The 19633-nt window shown below is 68.4% G+C and carries 20 protein-coding genes; 13 read left to right on the forward strand and 7 right to left on the reverse strand.

Annotated features, from left to right (window positions below; all coding sequences use genetic code 11):
* Nucleotides 1-181: 181 nt before the first annotated feature.
* On the reverse strand, nucleotides 182-526 hold the full coding sequence (gene fliE, locus CFB43_RS16855) for a flagellar hook-basal body complex protein FliE (protein WP_046544213.1): 345 nt from the start codon (nucleotides 524-526) through the stop codon (nucleotides 182-184).
* A 248-nt stretch (nucleotides 527-774) separates the two neighbouring features.
* On the opposite strand from fliE, the gene fliF reads away from it, so the two are divergent.
* The 6 genes from fliF to CFB43_RS16890 are packed head-to-tail and all read left to right on the forward strand — an operon-like array spanning nucleotide 775 to nucleotide 7606.
* Nucleotides 775-2538 (forward strand): flagellar basal-body MS-ring/collar protein FliF, encoded by a 1764-nt coding sequence (gene fliF, locus CFB43_RS16865; protein WP_089426552.1) that lies wholly within the window; start codon nucleotides 775-777, stop codon nucleotides 2536-2538.
* Complete coding sequence (gene fliG / locus CFB43_RS16870; protein ID WP_069249110.1) at nucleotides 2528-3523, forward strand: flagellar motor switch protein FliG; 996 nt, start codon at nucleotides 2528-2530, stop codon at nucleotides 3521-3523. Before fliF ends, fliG begins: the two co-directional genes overlap by 11 nt.
* Nucleotides 3516-4199 carry a flagellar assembly protein FliH gene (fliH, locus tag CFB43_RS16875; RefSeq protein ID WP_089441241.1) on the forward strand — a complete coding sequence of 228 codons (684 nt, stop codon included), beginning with the start codon at nucleotides 3516-3518 and terminating at the stop codon, nucleotides 4197-4199. The genes fliG and fliH overlap by 8 nt, the downstream gene beginning before the upstream one ends.
* Before the next feature lie 32 nt (nucleotides 4200-4231).
* Nucleotides 4232-5752, forward strand: coding sequence for a flagellar protein export ATPase FliI (gene fliI / locus CFB43_RS16880; RefSeq protein WP_264171072.1), 1521 nt, complete (start codon nucleotides 4232-4234; stop codon nucleotides 5750-5752).
* Nucleotides 5753-5757: 5 nt separating this feature from the next.
* Entirely contained in the window at nucleotides 5758-6216 is a 459-nt protein-coding gene (fliJ, locus tag CFB43_RS16885; protein WP_089441243.1) for a flagellar export protein FliJ, read from the forward strand.
* Between the two features lie 31 nt (nucleotides 6217-6247).
* Nucleotides 6248-7606 carry a flagellar hook-length control protein FliK gene (locus tag CFB43_RS16890; protein ID WP_089495821.1) on the forward strand — a complete coding sequence of 453 codons (1359 nt, stop codon included), beginning with the start codon at nucleotides 6248-6250 and terminating at the stop codon, nucleotides 7604-7606.
* A 27-nt stretch (nucleotides 7607-7633) separates the two neighbouring features.
* Here the strand turns inward: CFB43_RS16890 and CFB43_RS16895 are convergent, their stop codons facing one another.
* Nucleotides 7634-9274: a GMC family oxidoreductase gene (locus CFB43_RS16895; protein WP_089495822.1), complete on the reverse strand. Its 1641-nt coding sequence runs from the start codon at nucleotides 9272-9274 to the stop codon at nucleotides 7634-7636.
* A 207-nt stretch (nucleotides 9275-9481) separates the two neighbouring features.
* Between CFB43_RS16895 and CFB43_RS38415 the strand changes: the two genes are divergently transcribed.
* Both CFB43_RS38415 and CFB43_RS16910 read left to right on the forward strand, forming a co-directional pair.
* Nucleotides 9482-9955 carry a hypothetical protein gene (locus CFB43_RS38415; protein ID WP_179254829.1) on the forward strand — a complete coding sequence of 158 codons (474 nt, stop codon included), beginning with the start codon at nucleotides 9482-9484 and terminating at the stop codon, nucleotides 9953-9955.
* Nucleotides 9956-9994: 39 nt separating this feature from the next.
* A complete protein-coding gene (locus CFB43_RS16910) occupies nucleotides 9995-11437 on the forward strand; it encodes a coniferyl aldehyde dehydrogenase (protein WP_089495823.1) in 1443 nt (480 codons plus the stop codon).
* 79 nt (nucleotides 11438-11516) lie between these two features.
* Here the strand turns inward: CFB43_RS16910 and CFB43_RS16915 are convergent, their stop codons facing one another.
* Nucleotides 11517-12539, reverse strand: a complete 1023-nt coding sequence (locus CFB43_RS16915) for a serine/threonine protein kinase (protein ID WP_373452551.1) — start codon at nucleotides 12537-12539, stop codon at nucleotides 11517-11519.
* Nucleotides 12540-12582: 43 nt separating this feature from the next.
* Nucleotides 12583-12795, reverse strand: a complete 213-nt coding sequence (locus CFB43_RS16920) for a hypothetical protein (RefSeq protein WP_011353523.1) — start codon at nucleotides 12793-12795, stop codon at nucleotides 12583-12585.
* Between the two features lie 793 nt (nucleotides 12796-13588).
* Here CFB43_RS16920 and CFB43_RS16930 point away from each other — a divergent pair.
* From CFB43_RS16930 to CFB43_RS16940, 3 genes are all read left to right on the forward strand, one after another.
* A complete protein-coding gene (locus CFB43_RS16930; RefSeq protein ID WP_089426673.1) occupies nucleotides 13589-14470 on the forward strand; it encodes a DMT family transporter in 882 nt (293 codons plus the stop codon).
* A complete protein-coding gene (locus tag CFB43_RS16935; RefSeq protein WP_089495824.1) occupies nucleotides 14467-14706 on the forward strand; it encodes a hypothetical protein in 240 nt (79 codons plus the stop codon). The genes CFB43_RS16930 and CFB43_RS16935 overlap by 4 nt, the downstream gene beginning before the upstream one ends.
* A 65-nt stretch (nucleotides 14707-14771) precedes the next feature.
* Nucleotides 14772-14957 (forward strand): hypothetical protein, encoded by a 186-nt coding sequence (locus CFB43_RS16940; protein ID WP_011353526.1) that lies wholly within the window; start codon nucleotides 14772-14774, stop codon nucleotides 14955-14957.
* A gap of 110 nt (nucleotides 14958-15067) precedes the next feature.
* On the opposite strand, the gene mgrA is transcribed toward CFB43_RS16940, so the two are convergent.
* Complete coding sequence (mgrA, locus tag CFB43_RS16945; protein ID WP_089495825.1) at nucleotides 15068-16111, reverse strand: L-glyceraldehyde 3-phosphate reductase; 1044 nt, start codon at nucleotides 16109-16111, stop codon at nucleotides 15068-15070.
* A 193-nt stretch (nucleotides 16112-16304) separates the two neighbouring features.
* Between mgrA and CFB43_RS16950 the strand changes: the two genes are divergently transcribed.
* A complete protein-coding gene (locus CFB43_RS16950) occupies nucleotides 16305-16511 on the forward strand; it encodes a DUF3185 family protein (RefSeq protein ID WP_011353528.1) in 207 nt (68 codons plus the stop codon).
* A gap of 148 nt (nucleotides 16512-16659) precedes the next feature.
* On the opposite strand, the gene CFB43_RS16955 is transcribed toward CFB43_RS16950, so the two are convergent.
* Nucleotides 16660-17433, reverse strand: coding sequence for a phytanoyl-CoA dioxygenase family protein (locus tag CFB43_RS16955; RefSeq protein WP_089495826.1), 774 nt, complete (start codon nucleotides 17431-17433; stop codon nucleotides 16660-16662).
* Nucleotides 17434-17785: 352 nt separating this feature from the next.
* Between CFB43_RS16955 and CFB43_RS16960 the strand changes: the two genes are divergently transcribed.
* Nucleotides 17786-18127: a hypothetical protein gene (locus CFB43_RS16960; RefSeq protein ID WP_089426563.1), complete on the forward strand. Its 342-nt coding sequence runs from the start codon at nucleotides 17786-17788 to the stop codon at nucleotides 18125-18127.
* A 122-nt stretch (nucleotides 18128-18249) separates the two neighbouring features.
* Here CFB43_RS16960 and metK read toward each other — a convergent pair whose 3' ends face one another.
* Nucleotides 18250-19437: a methionine adenosyltransferase gene (metK, locus tag CFB43_RS16965; protein WP_039353866.1), complete on the reverse strand. Its 1188-nt coding sequence runs from the start codon at nucleotides 19435-19437 to the stop codon at nucleotides 18250-18252.
* Nucleotides 19438-19633: the final 196 nt, after the last annotated feature.

The raw sequence follows: 19633 nt of genomic DNA on the forward strand, positions 1-19633 counted from the left end.
TTGTGCCTTGGCTATACGGGAACCGCCGCCGTGCATCGCACGACGCGGCCTTCACCGGAGTTATCGGAAGGGATTTGGAAAGCTTTAGGCAAGCGGCGCGTGCCGCCTGGCGCAGCAAGGCCGGCCCGCAGCTCAGGCCGGATGGCCGTCCACGGATCGCTTTCCCTGAATAGCCGCCGTGTCAAACCGCCATCTGCATGATGTCGTTGTAAGCGCTCACTAGCTTGTTGCGGACCTGGAGCCCGAACTGGAAGCCGATGTTGGCTTTCTGCATGTCGACCATCACGTCGTTCAGCGACACGTTCGGCGCGCCGACCTCGAACGCCTGCGCCTCGCCGAGCGCGTGCTGCTGGTCGCCGCTGATCTTGTCGAGCGACGCCTTCATCGCGCTGGCGAACGTGCTGGCTGTCGCCGCGCCCGAGCCGGCCAGTGCCGCCGTCGGGCTCGCGACGCCGCCCGACGCCTGCGCGGCCATCGACTGCATCTGTTGCAACACCGAACCGATTCCGCTGACGTTCGCAGTCATGCTGTCCCCAAAACTGAGAGAGAGACCCGGACGCACCGGGAGATCCGCCGGCGCCGCACCACGCGCGCCATGCCGGATTCCGAAAAAGAATAGCAGCGCACCGCGCGTCAAAGCCGCGAAAGTACGGGGGAAACCCCGCTCTTTTCGGTCGATCGGAGTGCGGCCCGGGTCACGATAATCGCATCGTGTCATTGTCCGCCCGCTCGTCCGAGCGAGCTCAGTCGTCCCGCTCCGGAGAAACTCGACGCATGGATTCGCAGGCCAACTCGCTGATCAACCCAGACGCCCGCGCGGGCCTCGCCAGCCCGGCGCCCGGCGCCGCCGCGGCCGCCGCGTTGCCAGGCGTGGGTGGCGCAGGCGCGGACTTCGGGCTTGGCGGCTTCGCGGAACGCATCCCCGGCATCTCGCGGATGAAGGGCAACCCGAAGCTGCCGTTCCTGATCGCCGTCGCATTCGCGGTCGCCGTCATCACCGCGCTCGTGCTGTGGAGCCGCGCGCCCGACTACCGCGTGCTGTACAGCAACCTATCGGATCGCGACGGCGGTGCGATCATTGCCGCGCTCCAGCAGGCAAACGTTCCCTACAAGTTCGCCGATGCCGGCGGCGCGATCCTCGTGCCGTCGAACCAGGTGCATGAAACGCGCCTGAAGCTCGCCGCGATGGGGCTGCCGAAGGGCGGCTCGGTCGGCTTCGAGCTGATGGACAACCAGAAATTCGGCATCAGCCAGTTCGCCGAGCAGATCAACTACCAGCGCGCGCTCGAAGGCGAGCTGCAGCGCACCATCGAATCGATCAACGCGGTGCGCGGCGCGCGCGTCCATCTCGCGATCCCGAAGCCGTCGGTGTTCGTGCGCGACAAGGAAGCGCCGAGCGCGTCGGTATTCATCGACCTCTACCCGGGCCGCGTGCTCGACGAGGGCCAGGTCCAGGCGATCACGCGGATGGTGTCGTCCGGCGTGCCCGACATGCCCGCGAAGAACGTGACGATCGTCGACCAGGACGGCAACCTGCTGACCCAGACCGCCTCGGCATCGGGCCTCGACGCGAGCCAGCTCAAGTACGTGCAGCAGGTCGAGCACAACACGCAGAAGCGCATCGACGCAATCCTCGCGCCGATCTTCGGCGCGGGCAACGCGCGCTCGCAGGTCAGCGCGGACCTCGATTTCTCGAAGCTCGAGCAGACGTCGGAAAGCTACGGCCCGAACGGCAATCCGCAGCAATCCGCGATCCGCAGCCAGCAGACCAGCAGCTCGACCGAACTCGCGCAGGGCGGCGCGTCGGGCGTGCCGGGCGCGCTGTCGAACACGCCGCCGCAGCCGGCTTCCGCACCGATCGTCGCCGGCAACGGCGCGAACGCGCCGCAGACGACGCCGGTGAGCGACCGCAAGGACCAGACGACCAACTACGAAGTCGACAAGACGATCCGCCACCTCGAACAGCCGATGGGCAGCGTGAAGCGGCTGTCGGTCGCGGTCGTCGTCAACTACCAGCCGGTCGCCGATGCGAAGGGCCACGTGACGATGCAGCCGCTGCCGCCCGCGAAGCTCGCGCAGGTCGAACAGCTCGTGAAGGATGCGATGGGCTACGACGCGAAGCGCGGCGACTCGGTGAACGTCGTGAACAGCGCGTTCTCGACCGCGAGCGACCCGTACGCCGACCTGCCGTGGTGGCGCCAGCCGGACATGATCGCGATGGCGAAGGAAGCGGCGAAGTGGCTCGGCATCGCGGCAGCCGCGGCGGCGCTCTACTTCATGTTCGTGCGCCCGGCGATGCGCCGTGCGTTCCCGCCGCCCGAGCCGGCCGCGCCGGCGCTCGCCGCGCCGGAAGATCCGGTCGCGCTCGACGGCCTGCCGGCGCCGGAGAAGGCCGAGGAACCCGATTCGCTGCTGCTCGGGTTCGAGAGCGAGAAGAACCGTTACGAACGCAACCTCGACTACGCGCGCACGATCGCCCGCCAGGATCCGAAGATCGTCGCCACCGTCGTGAAGAACTGGGTGTCCGATGAACGCTGAAGGCTTGACCAAGAGCGCGCTCCTGCTGATGTCGATCGGCGAGGAAGAGGCCGCGCAGGTATTCAAGTTCCTCGCGCCGCGCGAGGTCCAGAAGATCGGCGCCGCGATGGCCGCGCTGAAGAACGTCACGCGCGAGCAGGTCGAGGACGTGCTGCACGAATTCGCGAAGGAAGCGGAGCAACACACCGCGCTGTCGCTCGATTCGAGCGACTACATCCGCTCGGTGCTGACCAAGGCGCTCGGCGAGGACAAGGCCGGCGTGCTGATCGACCGCATCCTGCAGGGCAGCGACACGAGCGGCATCGAGGGCCTGAAGTGGATGGACTCGGCCGCCGTGGCCGAACTGATCAAGAACGAGCATCCGCAGATCATCGCGACGATCCTCGTGCACCTCGACCGCGACCAGGCATCGGAAATCGCGTCGTGCTTCACCGAGCGGCTGCGTAACGACGTGATCCTGCGGATCGCGACGCTCGACGGCATCCAGCCGGCCGCGCTACGCGAACTCGACGACGTGCTGACGGGCCTGCTGTCCGGCAGCGACAACCTGAAGCGCAGCCCGATGGGCGGCATCCGCACCGCGGCCGAGATCCTGAACTTCATGACGAGCGTGCATGAGGAAGGCGTGCTCGAAAGCGTGCGCCAGTACGACGCCGAACTCGCGCAGAAGATCATCGACCAGATGTTCGTGTTCGAGAACCTGCTCGACCTCGAGGATCGCGCGATCCAGATGGTCCTCAAGGAAGTCGAGTCGGAAACGCTGATCATCGCACTGAAGGGCGCGCCGCCGGCATTGCGCCAGAAGTTCCTCGCGAACATGTCGCAGCGCGCGGCCGAACTGCTCGCCGAGGATCTCGACGCGCGCGGCCCGGTGCGCGTGTCCGACGTCGAAACGCAGCAGCGCCGCATCCTGCAGATCGTGCGCAACCTGGCCGAGAGCGGCGCGATCGCGATCGGCGGCAAGGCGGAAGACGCGTATGTCTGATTCGGCGAGCGATCGCGCGGGCACCCTCACCGCCTACCAGCGGTGGGAGATGGCGTCGTTCGACCCGCCGCCGCCCCCGCCGCCGCCCGACGACGCGGCAGCGGCCGCCGCCGCGCTCGCCGAGGAACTGCAGCGCGTGCGCGACGCCGCGCACGCCGAAGGCCATGCGGCCGGCCACGTCGAAGGCCAGGCGCTCGGCTACCAGGCCGGTTTCGAGCAGGGCCGCGAACAGGGTTTCGAAGCCGGCCAGGCCGACGCGCGTGAACAGGCCGCGCAGCTCGCGGCGCTCGCCGCGTCGTTCCGCGAGGCCGTGTCGACCGTCGAGCACGATCTGGCCGCCGACATCGCGCAGCTCGCGCTCGACATCGCGCAGCAGGTCGTGCGCCAGCACGTGAAGCACGATCCGGCCGCGCTGGTGGCCGCCGTGCGCGACGTGCTCGCGGCCGAACCCGCGCTGTCCGGCGCGCCGCATCTCGCGGTGAATCCGGCCGACCTGCCCGTCGTCGAAGCCTATCTGCAGGACGATCTCGATGCGCTCGGCTGGAACGTGCGCACCGACGCGTCGATCGAGCGCGGCGGCTGCCGCGCGCACGCCGCGACCGGCGAGGTCGACGCGACGCTGCCCACGCGCTGGCAGCGCGTCGCCGCCGCGATCGGCAAGGTGAGCACGTGGTGACGCGGCCGCCCGAGGCGCTCGCGCACGACGGCATGACACCGCTGGAGCGCGAACTCGCGCTCGCGTCGTTCGGCCCGGACGCGCACAACGCCGCGCTGGACACCGCACCCACCACCCCGCATGCCACCGCTGCAGCGGCCGATACGGCCGACGCCACGCCGCGCGCACCGCACAACCCGCATCTCGCGCACTGGCGCACCCATTTGAACGGGCTCGCCGCGCGCAGCCAGCGCGCGCTGCCGCTGCGGCCCTGCGGGCGCCTGACGCGCGCGGCTGGCCTCGTGCTGGAAGCGATCGGGCTGCGCCTGTCGGTCGGCGCCGAATGCACGATCGAACTGCCGCCCGGCAGCACGCTGCCGCACGCGGAAGCCGAAGTCGTCGGCTTCGCCGGCGATCGCCTGTTCCTGATGCCGACCACCGACGTCGCGGGCGTGCTGCCCGGCGCACGCGTGTGGCCGCGCGAAAGCGCGCCCGTCGCCGATCCGCTCGCGGGCGCGAAGCGGCTGCCGGTCGGCTGGGAAATGCTCGGGCGCGTCGTCGACGCATCGGGCCGCCCGCTCGACGGCCTCGGCCCGCTCGCGTCGAAGGTCGACGCGCCGCTGTCGGCGCCGTCGATCAACCCGCTCGAGCGCGAACCGATCCACCACGTGCTCGACGTCGGCGTGCGCGCGATCAACGCGCTGCTCACCGTCGGCCGCGGGCAGCGGATGGGCCTGTTCGCAGGCTCCGGCGTCGGCAAGTCGGTACTGCTCGGCACGATGGCGCGCTATACGAGCGCGGAAGTGATCGTGATCGGGCTGATCGGCGAACGCGGCCGCGAAGTGAAGGAATTCATCGAACAGATCCTCGGCGAGGACGGGCTCGCGCGCTCGGTCGTCGTCGCGGCGCCGGCCGACGTGTCGCCGCTGCTGCGGATGCAGGGCGCGGCCTACGCGACGTCGCTCGCCGAGTATTTCCGCGACCAGGGCAAGCACGTGCTGCTGCTGATGGATTCGCTCACGCGCTATGCGATGGCGCAGCGCGAGATCGCGCTGGCGATCGGCGAGCCGCCCGCGACGAAGGGCTACCCGCCGTCGGTGTTCGCGAAGCTGCCCGCGCTCGTCGAGCGCACCGGCAACGGGCCGGAGGGCGGCGGCTCGATCACCGCGTTCTACACGGTGCTGACCGAAGGCGACGACCAGCAGGACCCGATCGCCGATTCGGCTCGCGCGATCCTCGACGGCCACGTCGTGCTATCGCGCGCGCTCGCCGAGGCCGGCCACTATCCGGCGATCGACATCGAGGCGTCGATCAGCCGCGCGATGACCGCGCTGATCGACGAAACGCACCTCGACCATGTCCGGCAGTTCAAGCAGATGCTGTCGCGCTACCAGCGCAATCGCGACCTGATCGCCGTCGGCGCGTACGCGCCCGGCCGCGACGCGCAGCTCGACCGCGCGATCGCGCTCTATCCGCGCATCGAGGCGTTCCTGCAGCAGGGCTTTCGCGAATGCGCGCCGTTCGCGTCGAGCCTCGCCGGGCTCGATGCACTGTTCGACGCTTACGGAGGCTGATCCCGATGGCACACGGCTTTCCCCTTCAGTTGCTGCTCGACCGCGCGCAGGAAGATCTCGACTCCGCGACGAAGCAGCTCGGCACCGCGCAGCGCGACCGCACCGCGGCCGCCGAGCAGCTCGACGCACTGCTGCGCTATCGCGACGAATACCACGCGCGCTTCTCGCAATCCGCGCAGCACGGGATGCCGGCCGGCAACTGGCGCAATTTCCAGGCGTTCATCGATACGCTCGACGCCGCGATCGCGCAGCAGCGCAACGTGCTGGCCGCGGCCGAAATCCGTATCGACGAAGCCCGCCCGAACTGGCAAAACAAGAAGCGCACCGTCGGCTCGTTCGAAATCCTGCAGGCGCGCGGCGTCGCGCAGGAAGCGAAGCGGGACGCCCGGCGCGAACAGCGCGACGCCGACGAACACGCCGCGAAGATCCTGCGCATGCGGGCCGACGCGGCCCGTTCGTCGTAACCGACCACCGCATTCGAACGAGAGAACCGACATGCCTCCCCTGCCCCTGCTCGGCGCGCTGCTCGACACCGCCGGCACCGCACTCAAGGCCGCCCGCGGCGCGGGTGCGTCCAGCGCCGCCGGCACCGATGCCGCGACCGCGACGACCGCCGTGCCGTTCGCGCAGACGCTGAAGCAAAGCGTCGCCACGCGTCGCGATGCGTCGAATGCCGGCGTGCCGGACGCGTCGACACAACAGGCTTCGTCGAAACCGGCCGCCGGCACGAAGCCGTCCGCCGCCGCAGACGACGACACGACCGACGATACGACCACGAACGCCGCCACCAACCCCGACGCCGCCGCGCTCGCGGCGGCTGCGGCCGTGCAGGCGCAACTGCAGGCGCGCACGGACAACGCGATGCCGGCCGACGCGGCTGCCGCCGCGGCCGCTGCGCAAAAGACGGCCGTGTCCGGCCAACCCGATGCCACGGCCACGCTGATGGATCACGCGGCCAAGGACGTTACCGCGGCCACCCAGGCCGCACCGGCGACGAGCCGCGACGTGCTGCAGGAGGCCCTCGCCAAGCTGACGGGCGGCGCGGGCGCGATCGCGATGCCCGCAGCCGGTACGACGGCGTCCGCACCCACCGCGACCGCGGCGACCGCATCGACCGGCACCGCCGCGCCGCTGACACCGAAGGTGCCGACCTTCGACCGCACGCTCGCCGACGCGAAGGGCGCGCTCGCCACCCAGCAAACGCCGGTGCAAGCCACCGCGCAGGCGCTGCAGGCCAACGCGAACGCGCAGTCGGGCGAGCAGCACGCGCTCGCGGCAGCCAGCGACGCGGCGGACCCGGCCGCCAGCGCGACGCTCGCGGCCGGCGCCACCGCGGCGGCCGCGGCCCAGGCGAACCTGCAGCTGTCACCGGCCGCGGGGGCAATCGCCGCCGCGAACGCGCACGTGCTCGCGCCGCACATCAGCACGCCGGACTGGACGGACGCGCTGAGCCAGAAGGTCGTGTTCCTGTCGAATGCGCACCAGCAGAGCGCCGAACTGACGCTCAATCCGGCCGATCTCGGGCCGCTGCAGGTCGTGCTGCGCGTCGCGGACAACAACGCGCATGCGCTGTTCGTGTCGCAGCACGCGCAGGTGCGCGAAGCGGTCGAAGCCGCGCTGCCGAAGCTGCGCGAGGCCATGGAAGCGGGCGGGCTCGGGCTCGGCAGCGCGACCGTCAGCGACGGCGGCTTCGCCTCGCAGCAGCAAAGCCAGCAGCAGACCTTCGCCGGCGGCCAGTCGTCGCGGCGCGGGAGCGGCGGATCGTCAGCCGGCGATGCACCGGTCGGCGCTGCGCAATCCGCACCGGCCGCCGCGAGCGTGAGCCGCGCCGGCCTCGTCGATACGTTTGCCTGAGCATGGCCGCCGCCGTGCGCGCGCCGCTCAGCGGCCGTGCACCGCCGCGGCTGCCTCGCCGCGCGGCACTGCGCCCTTGCGCGTGGCGACGATGAAATCCGCCGCGCGTTCGCCGATCATCACCGACGGCGCATTCGTATTCCCGCCGACCAGCGTCGGCATCACCGACGCATCCACCACACGCAACCCTTCGACGCCGCGCACGCGCAGTTGCGGATCGACGACTGCACGCGCGTCCGAACCCATCCGGCAGGTGCCGACCGGGTGGTAGATCGTGTCGGCATGCTCGACGATCGTCTTGCGCAGTTCCGCTTCGCTCTGGTCGGCCCGCGTGTACAGCTCGCGCCCGCCCTGCGACGCGAGCGGCGCCTGCGCCAGGATCTTGCGCATCGCCTGCGTGCCGCGCACGAGCAGGTCGAGATCGCGCGTATCGCTGAAGAAGCGCGGATCGATCAGCGGCGCGTCGCGCGCATCGCCGCTCGCGAGCGCCACCGTGCCGCGGCTGAACGGCCGCAGCGCGCACACGTGCAGCGAATAGCCGAAACCCCAGTGCATCTTGCGGTTGTGGTCGTCCACGAGCGCCGTGCAGAAATGCAGCTGCAGGTCGGGACGCTCGAGCGACGGGTCGCTCTTGATGAAGCCGCCGGCCTCCGCGACGTTGCTCGTCATCATCCCGGTGCGGCTCGAGAAATAGCGCGCGAGCGCGGGTGTCATCTTCGCGATCCCGCGCAGGCACACGCCGACCAGTTCCGATGAATTCACGCGCGTATTGATGATGAAATCAATATGGTCGATCAGGTTCGTGCCGACGTCCGGCGCATCCTGCACGACCGCGATCCCGTGCCGGCGCAGCTGCTCCGCCGGGCCGATCCCCGAGCACATCAGCAGTTGCGGCGAATTGAACGCGCCGGCCGACAGGATCACTTCCGCGCGCGCGTCGAGCGTCTCGACGCGCCCGTTGCGCGCGACCGCGACGCCGGCCGCACGCTTGCCGTCGAACGTGACGCGCAGCACCGTCGCATCGGTGATCACATGCAGGTTCGGCCGGTCGTGGCCGTAGATATACGCGCGGGCGACGCTGCAGCGCGAGCCGTCGCGGTGCGTGACCTGGTAGAAGCCGACGCCTTCCTGCGTCGCGCCGTTGAAGTCGTCGTTCAGCGGATAGCCGGCCGCATGCGCGGCCTGGATGAATCGTTCGGAGAACGGATTGCGAAAGCGCAGATCCGACACCGTGAGCGGGCCGTCCGCGCCGTGCCACGCATCGGCACCGCGTTCGTTGCCTTCCGCGCGGCGGAAATACGGCAGCACGTCCTGCCAGCCCCAGCCGGTCGCGCCGAGCTGCGCCCATTCGTCGTAGTCGCCCGGATGGCCGCGCGTGTAGATCATCGCGTTGATCGCGCTCGAGCCGCCCATCCCGCGCCCGCGCGGCTGGTAGCCGCGCCGCCCGCCGAGGCCCGGCTGCGGCACCGTCTCGTAGCCGTAGTTCGTGCCGAGCTTGAACGGCACCAGCGCCGCGATGCCGACGGGCATGTTGACGAGCAGGTTGCGCTCCGTATGCGAGCCGGCCTCGATCAGCGCGATCGTCGCATCGGGGCAGGCATCGGCGAGACGGCCTGCCAGGCTCGACCCGCCCGAACCGCCGCCGACGATGATGTAGTCGTATTGCATGTCACGTCTCCGTCGTGTCATGGAAGGCCGCCAAGCGACCGCGTCCCCTCTTGTAATGTTCGGGCATTGTAGGAATGGCCGTCGCGCGCGCGGCGCGCCGATTCAAGAGCGATTCCTCTAAACGCTCGCGTGAACTAAATTTAAGATGTATCGATTCGCTTGGCGCGACGCGCCGGCCACGAGAAGCCGATCCGTTGCGAAACGGGAGTGACGACGATGCAGCGCCAGGTTCTGCAGGCCGCGTGCCGACCGGGTGATCCGGATGCGATGCGCGCAGCCCGCATTTCATTTCAAACGGCTGCCCGCGCGGGGATGCTTAACGTCATGCGCGTGGTCGATCGAAATCGAACGGCACGTGTCGTCGCCGACCGTTTGGATGAGTGCTGGCCGCAGCGGCACGATGCGCCGCGGCATGATTTGACGGACCTGTCGCGCTGCCCCGCTTCGGTGCGCCGGCAGGTAGTCGCGCCTCAGCATCGCGTGCCCGGCAACGGTCGCGTCGCACTACCTGCACATGCGCATCGACACGGTTTCCGGATGCACACACCGTCGCGCGGATGCGACGCCCGCTGCACGCTTCAACCGGTTTTCGAGCACACGTCGCATCCGGCCCCGTGCCGCGCGACCCGCACCACCCCGATCCGCGTCGCCGCGCTCGCCGAGCGTGCGCGTGCGGCGTGACGGCCGGCCGACCCGCCTGGCCCAACTGGAGGAGACGACATGAAGAACGACCTGCCCGAACTGGCCCCGCAAGCCCAGCCGTCGGTGGATGCGCTGACGGCGCTGCTGCGCGACCAGCGCGCAGCCTACCTGCGCGCGCCGTATCCGGCATGGGAAACGCGCGTGCAGCACCTGCGCGCGCTGCGCACGATGCTGATCGACCATGCGGATGCCCTCGCCGAAGCGATCAGCGCCGATTTCGGTCATCGCGCGAAACAGGAAGTGCTGCTGTCGGAAATCTGGATGGCGAAGGAAGAGATCGACGACGCGCTCAAGCACGGCAAGCGCTGGATGAAGCCGATCCGCAAGCCGATGAACAAGTGGCTGCGCCCGGCGCGCGCGAAGGTGATTCCGCAGCCGCTCGGCGTGGTCGGCATCGTCGTGCCGTGGAACTACCCGGTGCTGCTCGCGGCCGGCCCGCTGATCTGCGCGCTCGCGGCCGGCAACCGCGCGATCATCAAAATGTCCGAACTGACGCCGCGCACGTCGGCGCTGTTCGAGCAGCTCATTGCCAAGACCTTCACGCGCGACCACGTCGCGGTCGTGAACGGCGATGCGGAAGTGGGCGCCGCGTTCAGCGGGCTGCCGTTCGATCACCTGCTGTTCACCGGCTCGACGCACGTCGGCCGCCACGTGATGCGCGCGGCCGCCGACAACCTCACGCCCGTCACGCTCGAACTCGGCGGCAAGTCGCCGGCGATCGTCGGCCCGAACGCGCGCTTCGATGCAGCGGTCGACGCGATCGTCGCGGGCAAGACGCTGAACGCGGGCCAGACCTGCATCGCGCCCGACTACGTGCTGCTGCCGCGCGGCATGGAAGCCGCGTTCATCGAGCGCGCGCGCGCCCGGTTCGCGAAGATGTATCCCGACCTGTCCGCCAACGGCGACTACACGACGATCGTGTCGCCGCGCCACTACGCGCGGCTGCAGCAGCTCGCGAGCGACGCGCAGGCAGCCGGCGCGCAACTGCATCCGCTGTCCGACGCGCGATCCGATCCCGCCTCGCGCCGCTTCGTGCCGTGCGCGGTCACGCAGGTGCCGGCCGCGTCGCAACTGATGCAGGAGGAAATCTTCGGGCCACTGCTGCCGCTCGTGCCGTACGAACGGCTCGACGAAGCGATCGCCTACGTGAATGCACGCCCGCGTCCGCTCGCGCTCTACCTGTTCGACGAGGACGGCGGCACGATCGACCGCGTGATGCGCGAAACGATCTCGGGCGGCGTCACGGTCAACGAAACGCTGATGCACATCGCATGCGGCAGTTTGCCGTTCGGTGGGGTCGGGGCGAGCGGCATGGGCGCCTATCACGGCTACGACGGCTTCGTGACGTTCTCGAAGATGAAGCCGGTGCTCACGCAGGCGCGCCTGAACGCGCGCAACCTGCTCGCGCCGCCGTACGGCAAGCGCTTCGCCGCACTGATCAAGCTGATGCTGAAGTTCTAGGCGAAACGGAAAACGGGCCGCGCGCAGCGCGCCGCGGCCCGCGCAGGCGTGCCGCGCGGCGAGGGTGCCGCGCGCGCCGTCACACGGGCCAGAGCGGCCCTTCCTGCATCGCGCCGATCTGCTCGCGCAACTCGAGCACGCGCGCTTCCCAGTAACGATGCGTGTTGAACCACGGGAATGCGGCCGGAAACGCGGGATCGTCCCAGCGCCGCGCGAGCCATGCGGCGTAGTGGATCAGCCGCAGCGTGCGCAGCGCTTCGACGAGATGCAGCTCGCGCGGCTCGAATTCGCAGAAGTCCTCATAGCCGGCCAGCAGGTCCGCCAGCGCACGCGATGCGCCTTCGCGATCGCCCGGCAGCAGCAGCCACAGATCCTGGATCGCGGGCGCCATCCGGCTGTCGTCGAAGTCGACGAAGTGCGGGCCGGCATCGGTCCACAGCACGTTGCTCGGATGACAGTCGCCGTGCGTGCGCAGCAAGCGGATCTCGCCCGCCCGCTCGAACGCGGCCTCGACGCCTTCGAGCGCGAGGTTCACGGCCGTCTCGTATGCGGGCCGCACATCGTCCGGAATGAAATCGTGCGCGAGCAGGTAGTCGCGCGGCTCATAGCCGAACGTCCTGATGTCGAGCACGGGACGCGCGACATACGGCTGCGTCGCGCCGACCGCATGGATCCGGCCGATGAAGCGGCCGAGCCATTCGAGCGTGTCGCTGCGATCGAGATCGGGCGCGCGACCGCCGCGCCGCTCGAAGATCGAGAAGCGGAAGCCGTCGAACGCGTGCAGCGTGCGGCCGTCGAAGGTGCGGGCGGGCACCGCCGGAATCTCGCGCGCGGCGAGTTCGGCGACGAACGCGTGCTCTTCGAGGATCGCTTCGTCCGACCAGCGCGCCGGACGGTAGAACTTCGCGACGACCGGCGGGCCGTCTTCGATACCGACCTGATAGACGCGGTTTTCGTAGCTGTTGAGCGCGAGCAGGCGCCCGTCGGTGCGCAGGCCGGCCGGTATCAGCACGCTGTCGAGCGCGTCGAGCACGCACTCGGGCGTGAGTCCGGCAAACGGCGGGCCGGCGGGAGAAGCGGGAGCGGAAGTGACGTCTTTCATGCCCCGCATTGTGCCGTCAGCCGGACTGAAAGACGAGCGCCCGTTAGTGAAGCGCCGCGCCGGCCGGCAGTACGGATTCGCCGGTGTCGATCAGGTCCTCGAGAAAGAACGGCTCGGTGTTGAGTTCCTTGGACTCGCCCGGTACGCCCGCGTACCAGGTCACCATGGCCATGTCGCCCAGGACGCGCTGGACGATGCCGCGCGCGCCCTTCGGCACCGCGATATGGGTAGTGCAGACAATCGACCCGACATGCATGATGGTTCCCCACTCTTGAATCTTGAAACCCGGCCCGCTGGGGGCCGGCAAATGCACGATCCGCGCGCTCTCGTCGGAGCGTTGCGCGTAATCCCATTGTTCACGGTTTATCGAAGCACGAAAAGAAGAAGAAGCAGGCGAAGTGCCGCGAATTCGTCGAATGTCTCCAATCAACCACTGCGCCGGGGTAGACGCTTGCCCGCCCGGTTACCCCCATCATACCCTGTCGAATGTGACTGGCCGCCGAATCCCCGGCATCACCGCGGCGCGTACGTGACGGACGCCCCACATGCACCGTGAATCCGGTATCGGGTCACCAGGCAATTTCGCGCGACTGCGATTGCCGAATCGCGCGACGCCGTCATCGCCTTCCCCCTGCTTCGAACGCAGCCCGCACAGCAACGGTTGCCCACGCATCGCCCTCCGACCTTCGCCGTGCGATGCGCCACCGACTTGTGTTGCATCCGATGCAGGCCTTGCGTTACCTTTGATGCTCATTCGCGTTCAAGCGCATTCCGACACGATGCATCCGCTCACGTCCGTCCTCGCACAATCCCGGCCGCAGTTCGACTCGCGGCCGCAGGCGTGCGCGCATCCGTCGGTCCTTCCTCCTCCTGTCGCCCCGCCGCTCGTCGGCGCCGCGCCGCCCCCTCCGGCGGCACGCGTCGGCTGACCAGCCGGCTTTTCGTTTCGTCTTCCATTCGCCCGCAGGCTCGCATTCGTGCGTCGTGACGCACGGCGTGCTGCTGCGCGCGCGGATGGAACATTCCGATCCGTTCGACAGGTGATTCACATGGTTTCGTTCAAACGCGCGCTCGCCGCGCATGGCGCGACGTCGCTCTTCGTGCTGCTGTGGAGCAGCGGCGCGATCTTCGCTGAACTCGGGCTGCGTCACGCGTCCGCGTTCGTCTTTCTCACCGCACGTTTCGCACTGGCATCGCTCGTGCTGCTCGGGCTGGCCCTCCTGCGCAAGCGCTGGCTGCCGCCGCGCGGCGAACGGCGCATGGCCGCGCTGACCGGCTTGCTGATGATGGGCGGCTATTCGATCTTCTACCTGCTCGCGCTCGAACGCGGGATCGCGCCGGGCGTGCTCGCGACGATCCTCGGCGTACAGCCGATCCTCACGCTCGCGATCGTCGAGCGGCGCTGGCAGCCCGTGCGCATCGCGGGGCTCGCGCTGTCGCTGGCCGGTCTCGCGCTCGTCGTGTTCCGCGGCACAGGAGACGGCGGCCTGTCACTCGCGGGCATCGCGTGCGCGCTCACCGCGCTCGTCGCGCTGACTGCCGGCTCGCTGCTGCAAAAGCGCGTACGTGCGGCGCCCGCCGACGTGCTGCCGCTGCAGAATGCGATCGGCCTCGCGCTGTGCGTGGCGATCGTGCCGTTCCGGCCGGTGTCGTTCGACCTGAGCTGGGCCTTCGTGATCCCGCTGCTGTGGCTCGGCATCGTGATTTCGGTGATCGCGCAACTGCTGTTCTACCGGTTGATGCAGCGCGGCGATCTCGTCAACGTGACGAGCCTGTTCTATCTCGTGCCCGTCGTCACCACGCTGATGGATGCCGCGTGGCTCGGCAACCGGCCCGAGCCGCTCGCGCTCGCCGGCATGGGCGCGATCATCGCGGGGCTCGCGCTCGTGTTCCGCGCGCCGGCCGCCCGCGTGCAACCCGACCGCGCATGAGCGGGCGTGCCGCCGCGCCCGCGGGGGCGGCGGCACGCACCGGAACATACGACGAATCCGCAAAAATCGAAAGGCGCGAGAAAGATGCGCGCAAGGCGTTCGTCGAACTTGCGGGAAAAATGCGCGATTCGCGGGGCTTTCCGCTGATTTTTAATGGTTCGGATAGCGAAAAGCGCTGCCGGTTGCCTATACTCGAATTGACCGCCCCGCTCGCAATCGGGCCGGACCAAGACTAGAAACACCCGGCATGGGGCCGGAGCAAGCGCGCATGCGCCCGCTCCGGTCGACCTTGGAGACACGCATGACGACCTACTTCACGATCGGCGACTTCATCCTGTTGATTCCGATGGCGCTGGCCGGAGCGCTATTTCTCGGCGCGGTGCCGTGCGCGACCGAATTCCGCCACAACCTGCTGCGCGTGCTGGGCGTCATTCTCGGCGTCGGCGTCGCGGTATTGCTCGTCGAAGGCCTGCCTGCGCTGATCTAGCGGCGCACCACCCGTGCGTGACGTGCATCGCTGCACTGCAGCGATGCGATGGGCTGCGCACAAGCCATTGATGCGGCACGCGATGTTTCGCATGCCGTATCGACTGCCGGTCAGATCGCCTGATCGGTGGACGGCTTTTCCCACAGATTGATGCCGCCTTCCGTCGCGTAACGATCGATCTCCGCGAGCTCTTCCGCCGAGAATTCGAGGTTCTTCAGTGCGCCGACGTTTTCACGCACCTGCTCCGCGCGGCTGGCGCCGATCAACGCGGACGTCACGCGGCCGTTGCGCAACACCCAGGCGAGCGCCATCTGCGCGAGGCTCTGCCCGCGCCGTTCGGCGATCGCGTTGAGCTTGCGCACATGGTCGAGGTTGTCCGCGCTCAGGTGATCCTGCTTCAGCGAGCCGCCGCCCGGCTTGTTCACGCGCGCGTCGGCCGGCACGCCGTTCAGGTACTTCGACGTGAGCAGCCCCTGCGCGAGCGGCGTGAACGCGATGCTGCCCGTGCCGATCTCGTCGAGCGTGCCGAGCAGTTCGGTTTCGACCCAGCGATTCAGCAGGTTGTACGACGGCTGGTGGATCAGCAGCGGCACCTTGTACTGCGCGAGCAGCTCGGCCATCTCGCGCGTCTTCGCCGCCGAGTACGACGAAATGCCGATGTAGAGCGCCTTGCCCTGCTGCACGGCGGATGCGAGCGCGCCCGCCGTTTCCTCGAGCGGCGTGTGCGCGTCGAAGCGGTGCGAATAGAAGATGTCGACGTAGTCGAGCCCCATCCGCTGCAGGCTCTGGTCGAGGCTCGCGAGCACGTACTTGCGCGACCCGCCGCCGCTGCCGTACGGCCCCGGCCACATGTCCCAGCCGGCCTTGGTCGAGATCAGCAGCTCGTCGCGATACGGCCGGAAATCTTCCTTCAGCAGCCGACCGAAGTTGGTCTCCGCGCTGCCGTACGGCGGCCCGTAGTTGTTCGCGAGATCGAAGTGGTTGATGCCGAGGTCGAACGCGGTGCGCAGAATGTCGCGCTGCGTCGAGATCGGCGTCGTGTCGCCGAAGTTGTGCCACAGGCCGAGCGACAGCGCGGGCAGTTTGAGCCCGGATTTGCCGCAGGTGCGGTATTGCATGTCTGCATAACGTTCGGAAGCTGCTTCGTAGGCCATGAGTCGGTTCCGTCAGGACATCGGGAGAAGGGACGCGCGCCGGCCGCGCGTGCGGCGCGGCGGCGGCGAAGGAGTCATACGACGACTATGGTAGCGAAAGCGGCCGGAACGCGCTCGACGGCGCGACGATGGACGCGGCCGCGGCCGTCGCCTACACTGCGGCGTCTCGAATCACCGTTTCTGCGAGGTTGGTATGTCCCGGGTCATCTCGGTTGCGCTGCTCGTCGGCGGCGTCGTGCTGCTGTATTTCGGCGGCCAGTCGTTCCATTCGATCAACGACAACGTGTCGCGCTTCTTCACCGGTTCGCCCGCGACGAAGACGATCCTGCTGATCGTGGGCGGTGCCGTCGCATCGTTCATCGGCCTGATCGGCCTCGCGATGCCGGGCGGCAAGCGCTGAGCGCCCCGCGCGATGCACGCACGGCCCGCGTCATGCGCTCGGGCCGCGCTCCAAACGAAACGGGCGGCCAGGCCGCCCGTTGTTCCATGCACCCGCGATGCGCGGCATCGCGTCATCGCCGCGGCCTTGAAGGCCGCCCGCTGCGCGCCTAGAACGGCACTTCCGATTTCGATGCCGAGCGCGTGCCGGGCACCGGCCGGTTGCTCGCGCCGTGATACGTGTACACGAGCGAGAACTTCACCTGTTCGGAACGGTTCTGCCCGGCCGAATGCAGCGTGTTGCTGTGGAAGAACACGACGTCGCCGGTCTGCAGCGACGGGCACGTGGCCGCATCGATCATCTTCCGGTTTTCCGGCAGGTCGCTGCGGAAGAACTTCGCATCGTCGAACGCTTCGGGCCCGAATTCGGCCGTATGCGACCCCGGTACGAGCCACAGTGCGCCGTTCTCGTTCGTTTCCGGCCCGAGCGCGAGCCACACCGACACCATGTCCGGACGCTCGAACGACCAGTAGCGGAAATCGCGATGCCAGCCGGTCAGGCTGCCGTACGCGGGATGCTTGGTCATCATGCAGTTGTGATGCGCGCGCGACAGCACCGGTTCTTCGCCGAAATACTCGCGCATCCACGCGCCGATTTCGGGTGCGATCGCGCGCTCGGCGAAGGCCGGATCACGCGAATACGCGTCGAGCAGCCGCCGCACCGTATGCCCGCCCGGCGCATGCTTGGACTCGGGCGCGCCCGGATAGCGCAGGTCCGCCTCGAACTCGATCGGCTCGGCCGCCTCCCGCAACTGGCGCTCCGCGACCTGCCTGAGCGCCGCGCACTGCTCGTCGCTGACGAGGCCACGCGCGACGACGAAGCCGCGCTCGCGCAATTCCGCGACTTGCGCGCGGATCGATTCCGACTGCAATGGAGACGACATGGGATGCCAGACGCTTATTGTGTGAATGTGACGATTGTAAATCGGCGCCGGATGCCGCGAACAGCACCATTGTCGTGCGCAGGGGCATGCCAATCGCGAATTTGATCCGGCTCAAGGGAACTGTGCGGCGCGGCGCCGGCCTCAGCGACAGGCGGTATGCGGCACACGCGTTATGGCACAAGGGTTTATCGCGACTTTTGCCCGTCATGAATCCCCTGTAGCCTGTCGCGGCCTGTCAATTCTGGCGGGCGCGGCGCGCAACGGGTTTCGGTAAGATCCGTTGCGCAATCCGAGGCCGTTCATACCAGTGCGCTCCCAAAGGCGCCATCCATACAAGCGAAGCATCGTTCACATGCCATTCCGTCTGACTTCCCGTCTCAGCCGCGCTGCGAAGCGCGTCGTGCCGCCCGCTCCTGCCCGCTCGCTGCGCCATCACCGCGCACGCACGCAGGCGCTGGCCGAGCGTACGCCCGCACATAGCCGGCTGGACGGTATCCGTGCGTGGTTCCACGCATTTTTCTCGATGATGAGCACGCAGGCGTTCTCGCGCCGTGCCGGCCTGCGCTCGCTGCTGCAGAAGCCGTCGTCGCTGCGCGCGCTCGCGCTGCGCCGCACGCTCGGCCCGCAGCGCCGCGTCAACCGCCCGCGCCGCCTCGCGGCCAGCAACGGCTGGTTCGGGTTTGGCGCGCGCTGAGCGCACGCCGGCGGGCACCGCCGCGCGACGATCGCCGTCGCGCCGTTACCCGATCGCTGCGGCGATCGGACGCATAAAAAAACCCCGGCTAGCCGGGGTTTTTCATTTGAGGCGAACGACGCTCACGCGACGCGTGCCGTCGGCTCGACGCCGGCCGCTTCGGCCAGGGCGAGCGCCTTGTCGGTCGCTTCCCACGAGAACTCCGGCTCTTCACGGCCGAAGTGGCCGTAAGCAGCGGTCTTCTCGTAGATCGGGCGCAGCAGGTCGAGCATCTTGATGATGCCCTTCGGACGCAGGTCGAAATGCTCGCGCACGAGCTTCGTGATCACCGCATCCGACACGCGGCCCGTGCCGAACGTGTTGACCATCACCGAGGTCGGCTCGGCCACGCCGATCGCGTACGACACCTGGATCAGCGCGCGCGACGCGAGGCCGGCGGCGACGATGTTCTTCGCGACGTAGCGGCCTGCGTATGCAGCCGAACGGTCGACCTTCGACGGATCCTTGCCCGAGAACGCGCCGCCGCCGTGCGGTGCGGCACCGCCGTAGGTATCGACGATGATCTTGCGGCCGGTCAGGCCGCAGTCGCCCTGCGGGCCACCGATCACGAATCGGCCGGTCGGGTTCACCAGGAACTTGATGTCGCCCTTGATCAGGTCGGCCGGCAGCGTCGGCTTGATGATTTCCTCGATCACGGCTTCGCGCAGCGCCGGCAGCTCGATGTCCGGTGCGTGCTGCGTCGACAGCACGACGGTGTCGATCGAATCGGGCTTGCCGTCGACGTAGCGGACCGTCACCTGCGACTTCGCGTCCGGGCGCAGCCATTGCAGGCGGCCGTCGCGGCGCAGGCTGGCCTGGCGCTCGACGAGGCGGTGCGACAGGTAGATCGGCAGCGGCATCAGTTCCGGCGTTTCATCGCACGCGTAACCGAACATCAGACCTTGGTCGCCCGCGCCCTGGTCGAGGTTGTCGTCGTGTGCACGATCGACGCCCTGGGCGATGTCCGGCGACTGCTTGTCGTACGCGACGAGCACCGCGCAACCCTTGTAGTCGATGCCGTAGTCGGTGTTGTCGTAGCCGATGCGCTTGATCGTGTCGCGCGCGATCTGGATGTAGTCGATGTTGGCCGTCGTGGTGATTTCACCGGCCAGCACGACGAGACCCGTGTTGCACAGCGTTTCCGCCGCGACGCGGGAATATTTGTCCTGCTCGAGGATGGCATCGAGGATCGCGTCCGAGATCTGGTCCGCGACTTTGTCCGGATGGCCTTCAGAAACGGATTCGGACGTGAAGAAATAATCGTTTGCCACTTTTTCAGGCTCCTGTGTGGTTACGGTTGGTTTCACGTAGCCAGCTTCGTTGGGCCTGAAGCGGCGACGCTTTAGCGGATTACCAGGACCGGGCAGCGTGTGTGACGCCAACCGGCTTCGCCCCGCAAGTTGTCAGTTAACTCGGCGAAGCCCGTATTATAGCGGCTTTCCTGAATTGTCACAGAGCGCCGCCCGT

The organism is Burkholderia sp. AU15512 (assembly GCF_002223325.1).
Lineage (GTDB): Bacteria > Pseudomonadota > Gammaproteobacteria > Burkholderiales > Burkholderiaceae > Burkholderia.

Excerpts from the sequence above, each read along its gene's own strand:
- fliE (WP_046544213.1), bottom strand. The coding sequence starts at position 526 with ATGACTGCGAACGTCAGCGGAATCGGTTCGGTGTTGCAACAGATGCAG.
- fliF (WP_089426552.1), top strand. The coding sequence starts at position 775 with ATGGATTCGCAGGCCAACTCGCTGATCAACCCAGACGCCCGCGCGGGC.
- fliG (WP_069249110.1), top strand. The coding sequence starts at position 2,528 with ATGAACGCTGAAGGCTTGACCAAGAGCGCGCTCCTGCTGATGTCGATC.
- fliH (WP_089441241.1), top strand. The coding sequence starts at position 3,516 with ATGTCTGATTCGGCGAGCGATCGCGCGGGCACCCTCACCGCCTACCAG.
- fliI (WP_264171072.1), top strand. The coding sequence starts at position 4,232 with ATGACACCGCTGGAGCGCGAACTCGCGCTCGCGTCGTTCGGCCCGGAC.
- fliJ (WP_089441243.1), top strand. The coding sequence starts at position 5,758 with ATGGCACACGGCTTTCCCCTTCAGTTGCTGCTCGACCGCGCGCAGGAA.
- CFB43_RS16890 (WP_089495821.1), top strand. The coding sequence starts at position 6,248 with ATGCCTCCCCTGCCCCTGCTCGGCGCGCTGCTCGACACCGCCGGCACC.
- CFB43_RS16895 (WP_089495822.1), bottom strand. The coding sequence starts at position 9,274 with ATGCAATACGACTACATCATCGTCGGCGGCGGTTCGGGCGGGTCGAGC.
- CFB43_RS16910 (WP_089495823.1), top strand. The coding sequence starts at position 9,995 with ATGAAGAACGACCTGCCCGAACTGGCCCCGCAAGCCCAGCCGTCGGTG.
- CFB43_RS16915 (WP_373452551.1), bottom strand. The coding sequence starts at position 12,539 with ATGAAAGACGTCACTTCCGCTCCCGCTTCTCCCGCCGGCCCGCCGTTT.
- CFB43_RS16920 (WP_011353523.1), bottom strand. The coding sequence starts at position 12,795 with ATGCATGTCGGGTCGATTGTCTGCACTACCCATATCGCGGTGCCGAAG.
- CFB43_RS16930 (WP_089426673.1), top strand. The coding sequence starts at position 13,589 with ATGGTTTCGTTCAAACGCGCGCTCGCCGCGCATGGCGCGACGTCGCTC.
- CFB43_RS16935 (WP_089495824.1), top strand. The coding sequence starts at position 14,467 with ATGAGCGGGCGTGCCGCCGCGCCCGCGGGGGCGGCGGCACGCACCGGA.
- CFB43_RS16940 (WP_011353526.1), top strand. The coding sequence starts at position 14,772 with ATGACGACCTACTTCACGATCGGCGACTTCATCCTGTTGATTCCGATG.
- mgrA (WP_089495825.1), bottom strand. The coding sequence starts at position 16,111 with ATGGCCTACGAAGCAGCTTCCGAACGTTATGCAGACATGCAATACCGC.
- CFB43_RS16950 (WP_011353528.1), top strand. The coding sequence starts at position 16,305 with ATGTCCCGGGTCATCTCGGTTGCGCTGCTCGTCGGCGGCGTCGTGCTG.
- CFB43_RS16955 (WP_089495826.1), bottom strand. The coding sequence starts at position 17,433 with ATGTCGTCTCCATTGCAGTCGGAATCGATCCGCGCGCAAGTCGCGGAA.
- CFB43_RS16960 (WP_089426563.1), top strand. The coding sequence starts at position 17,786 with ATGCCATTCCGTCTGACTTCCCGTCTCAGCCGCGCTGCGAAGCGCGTC.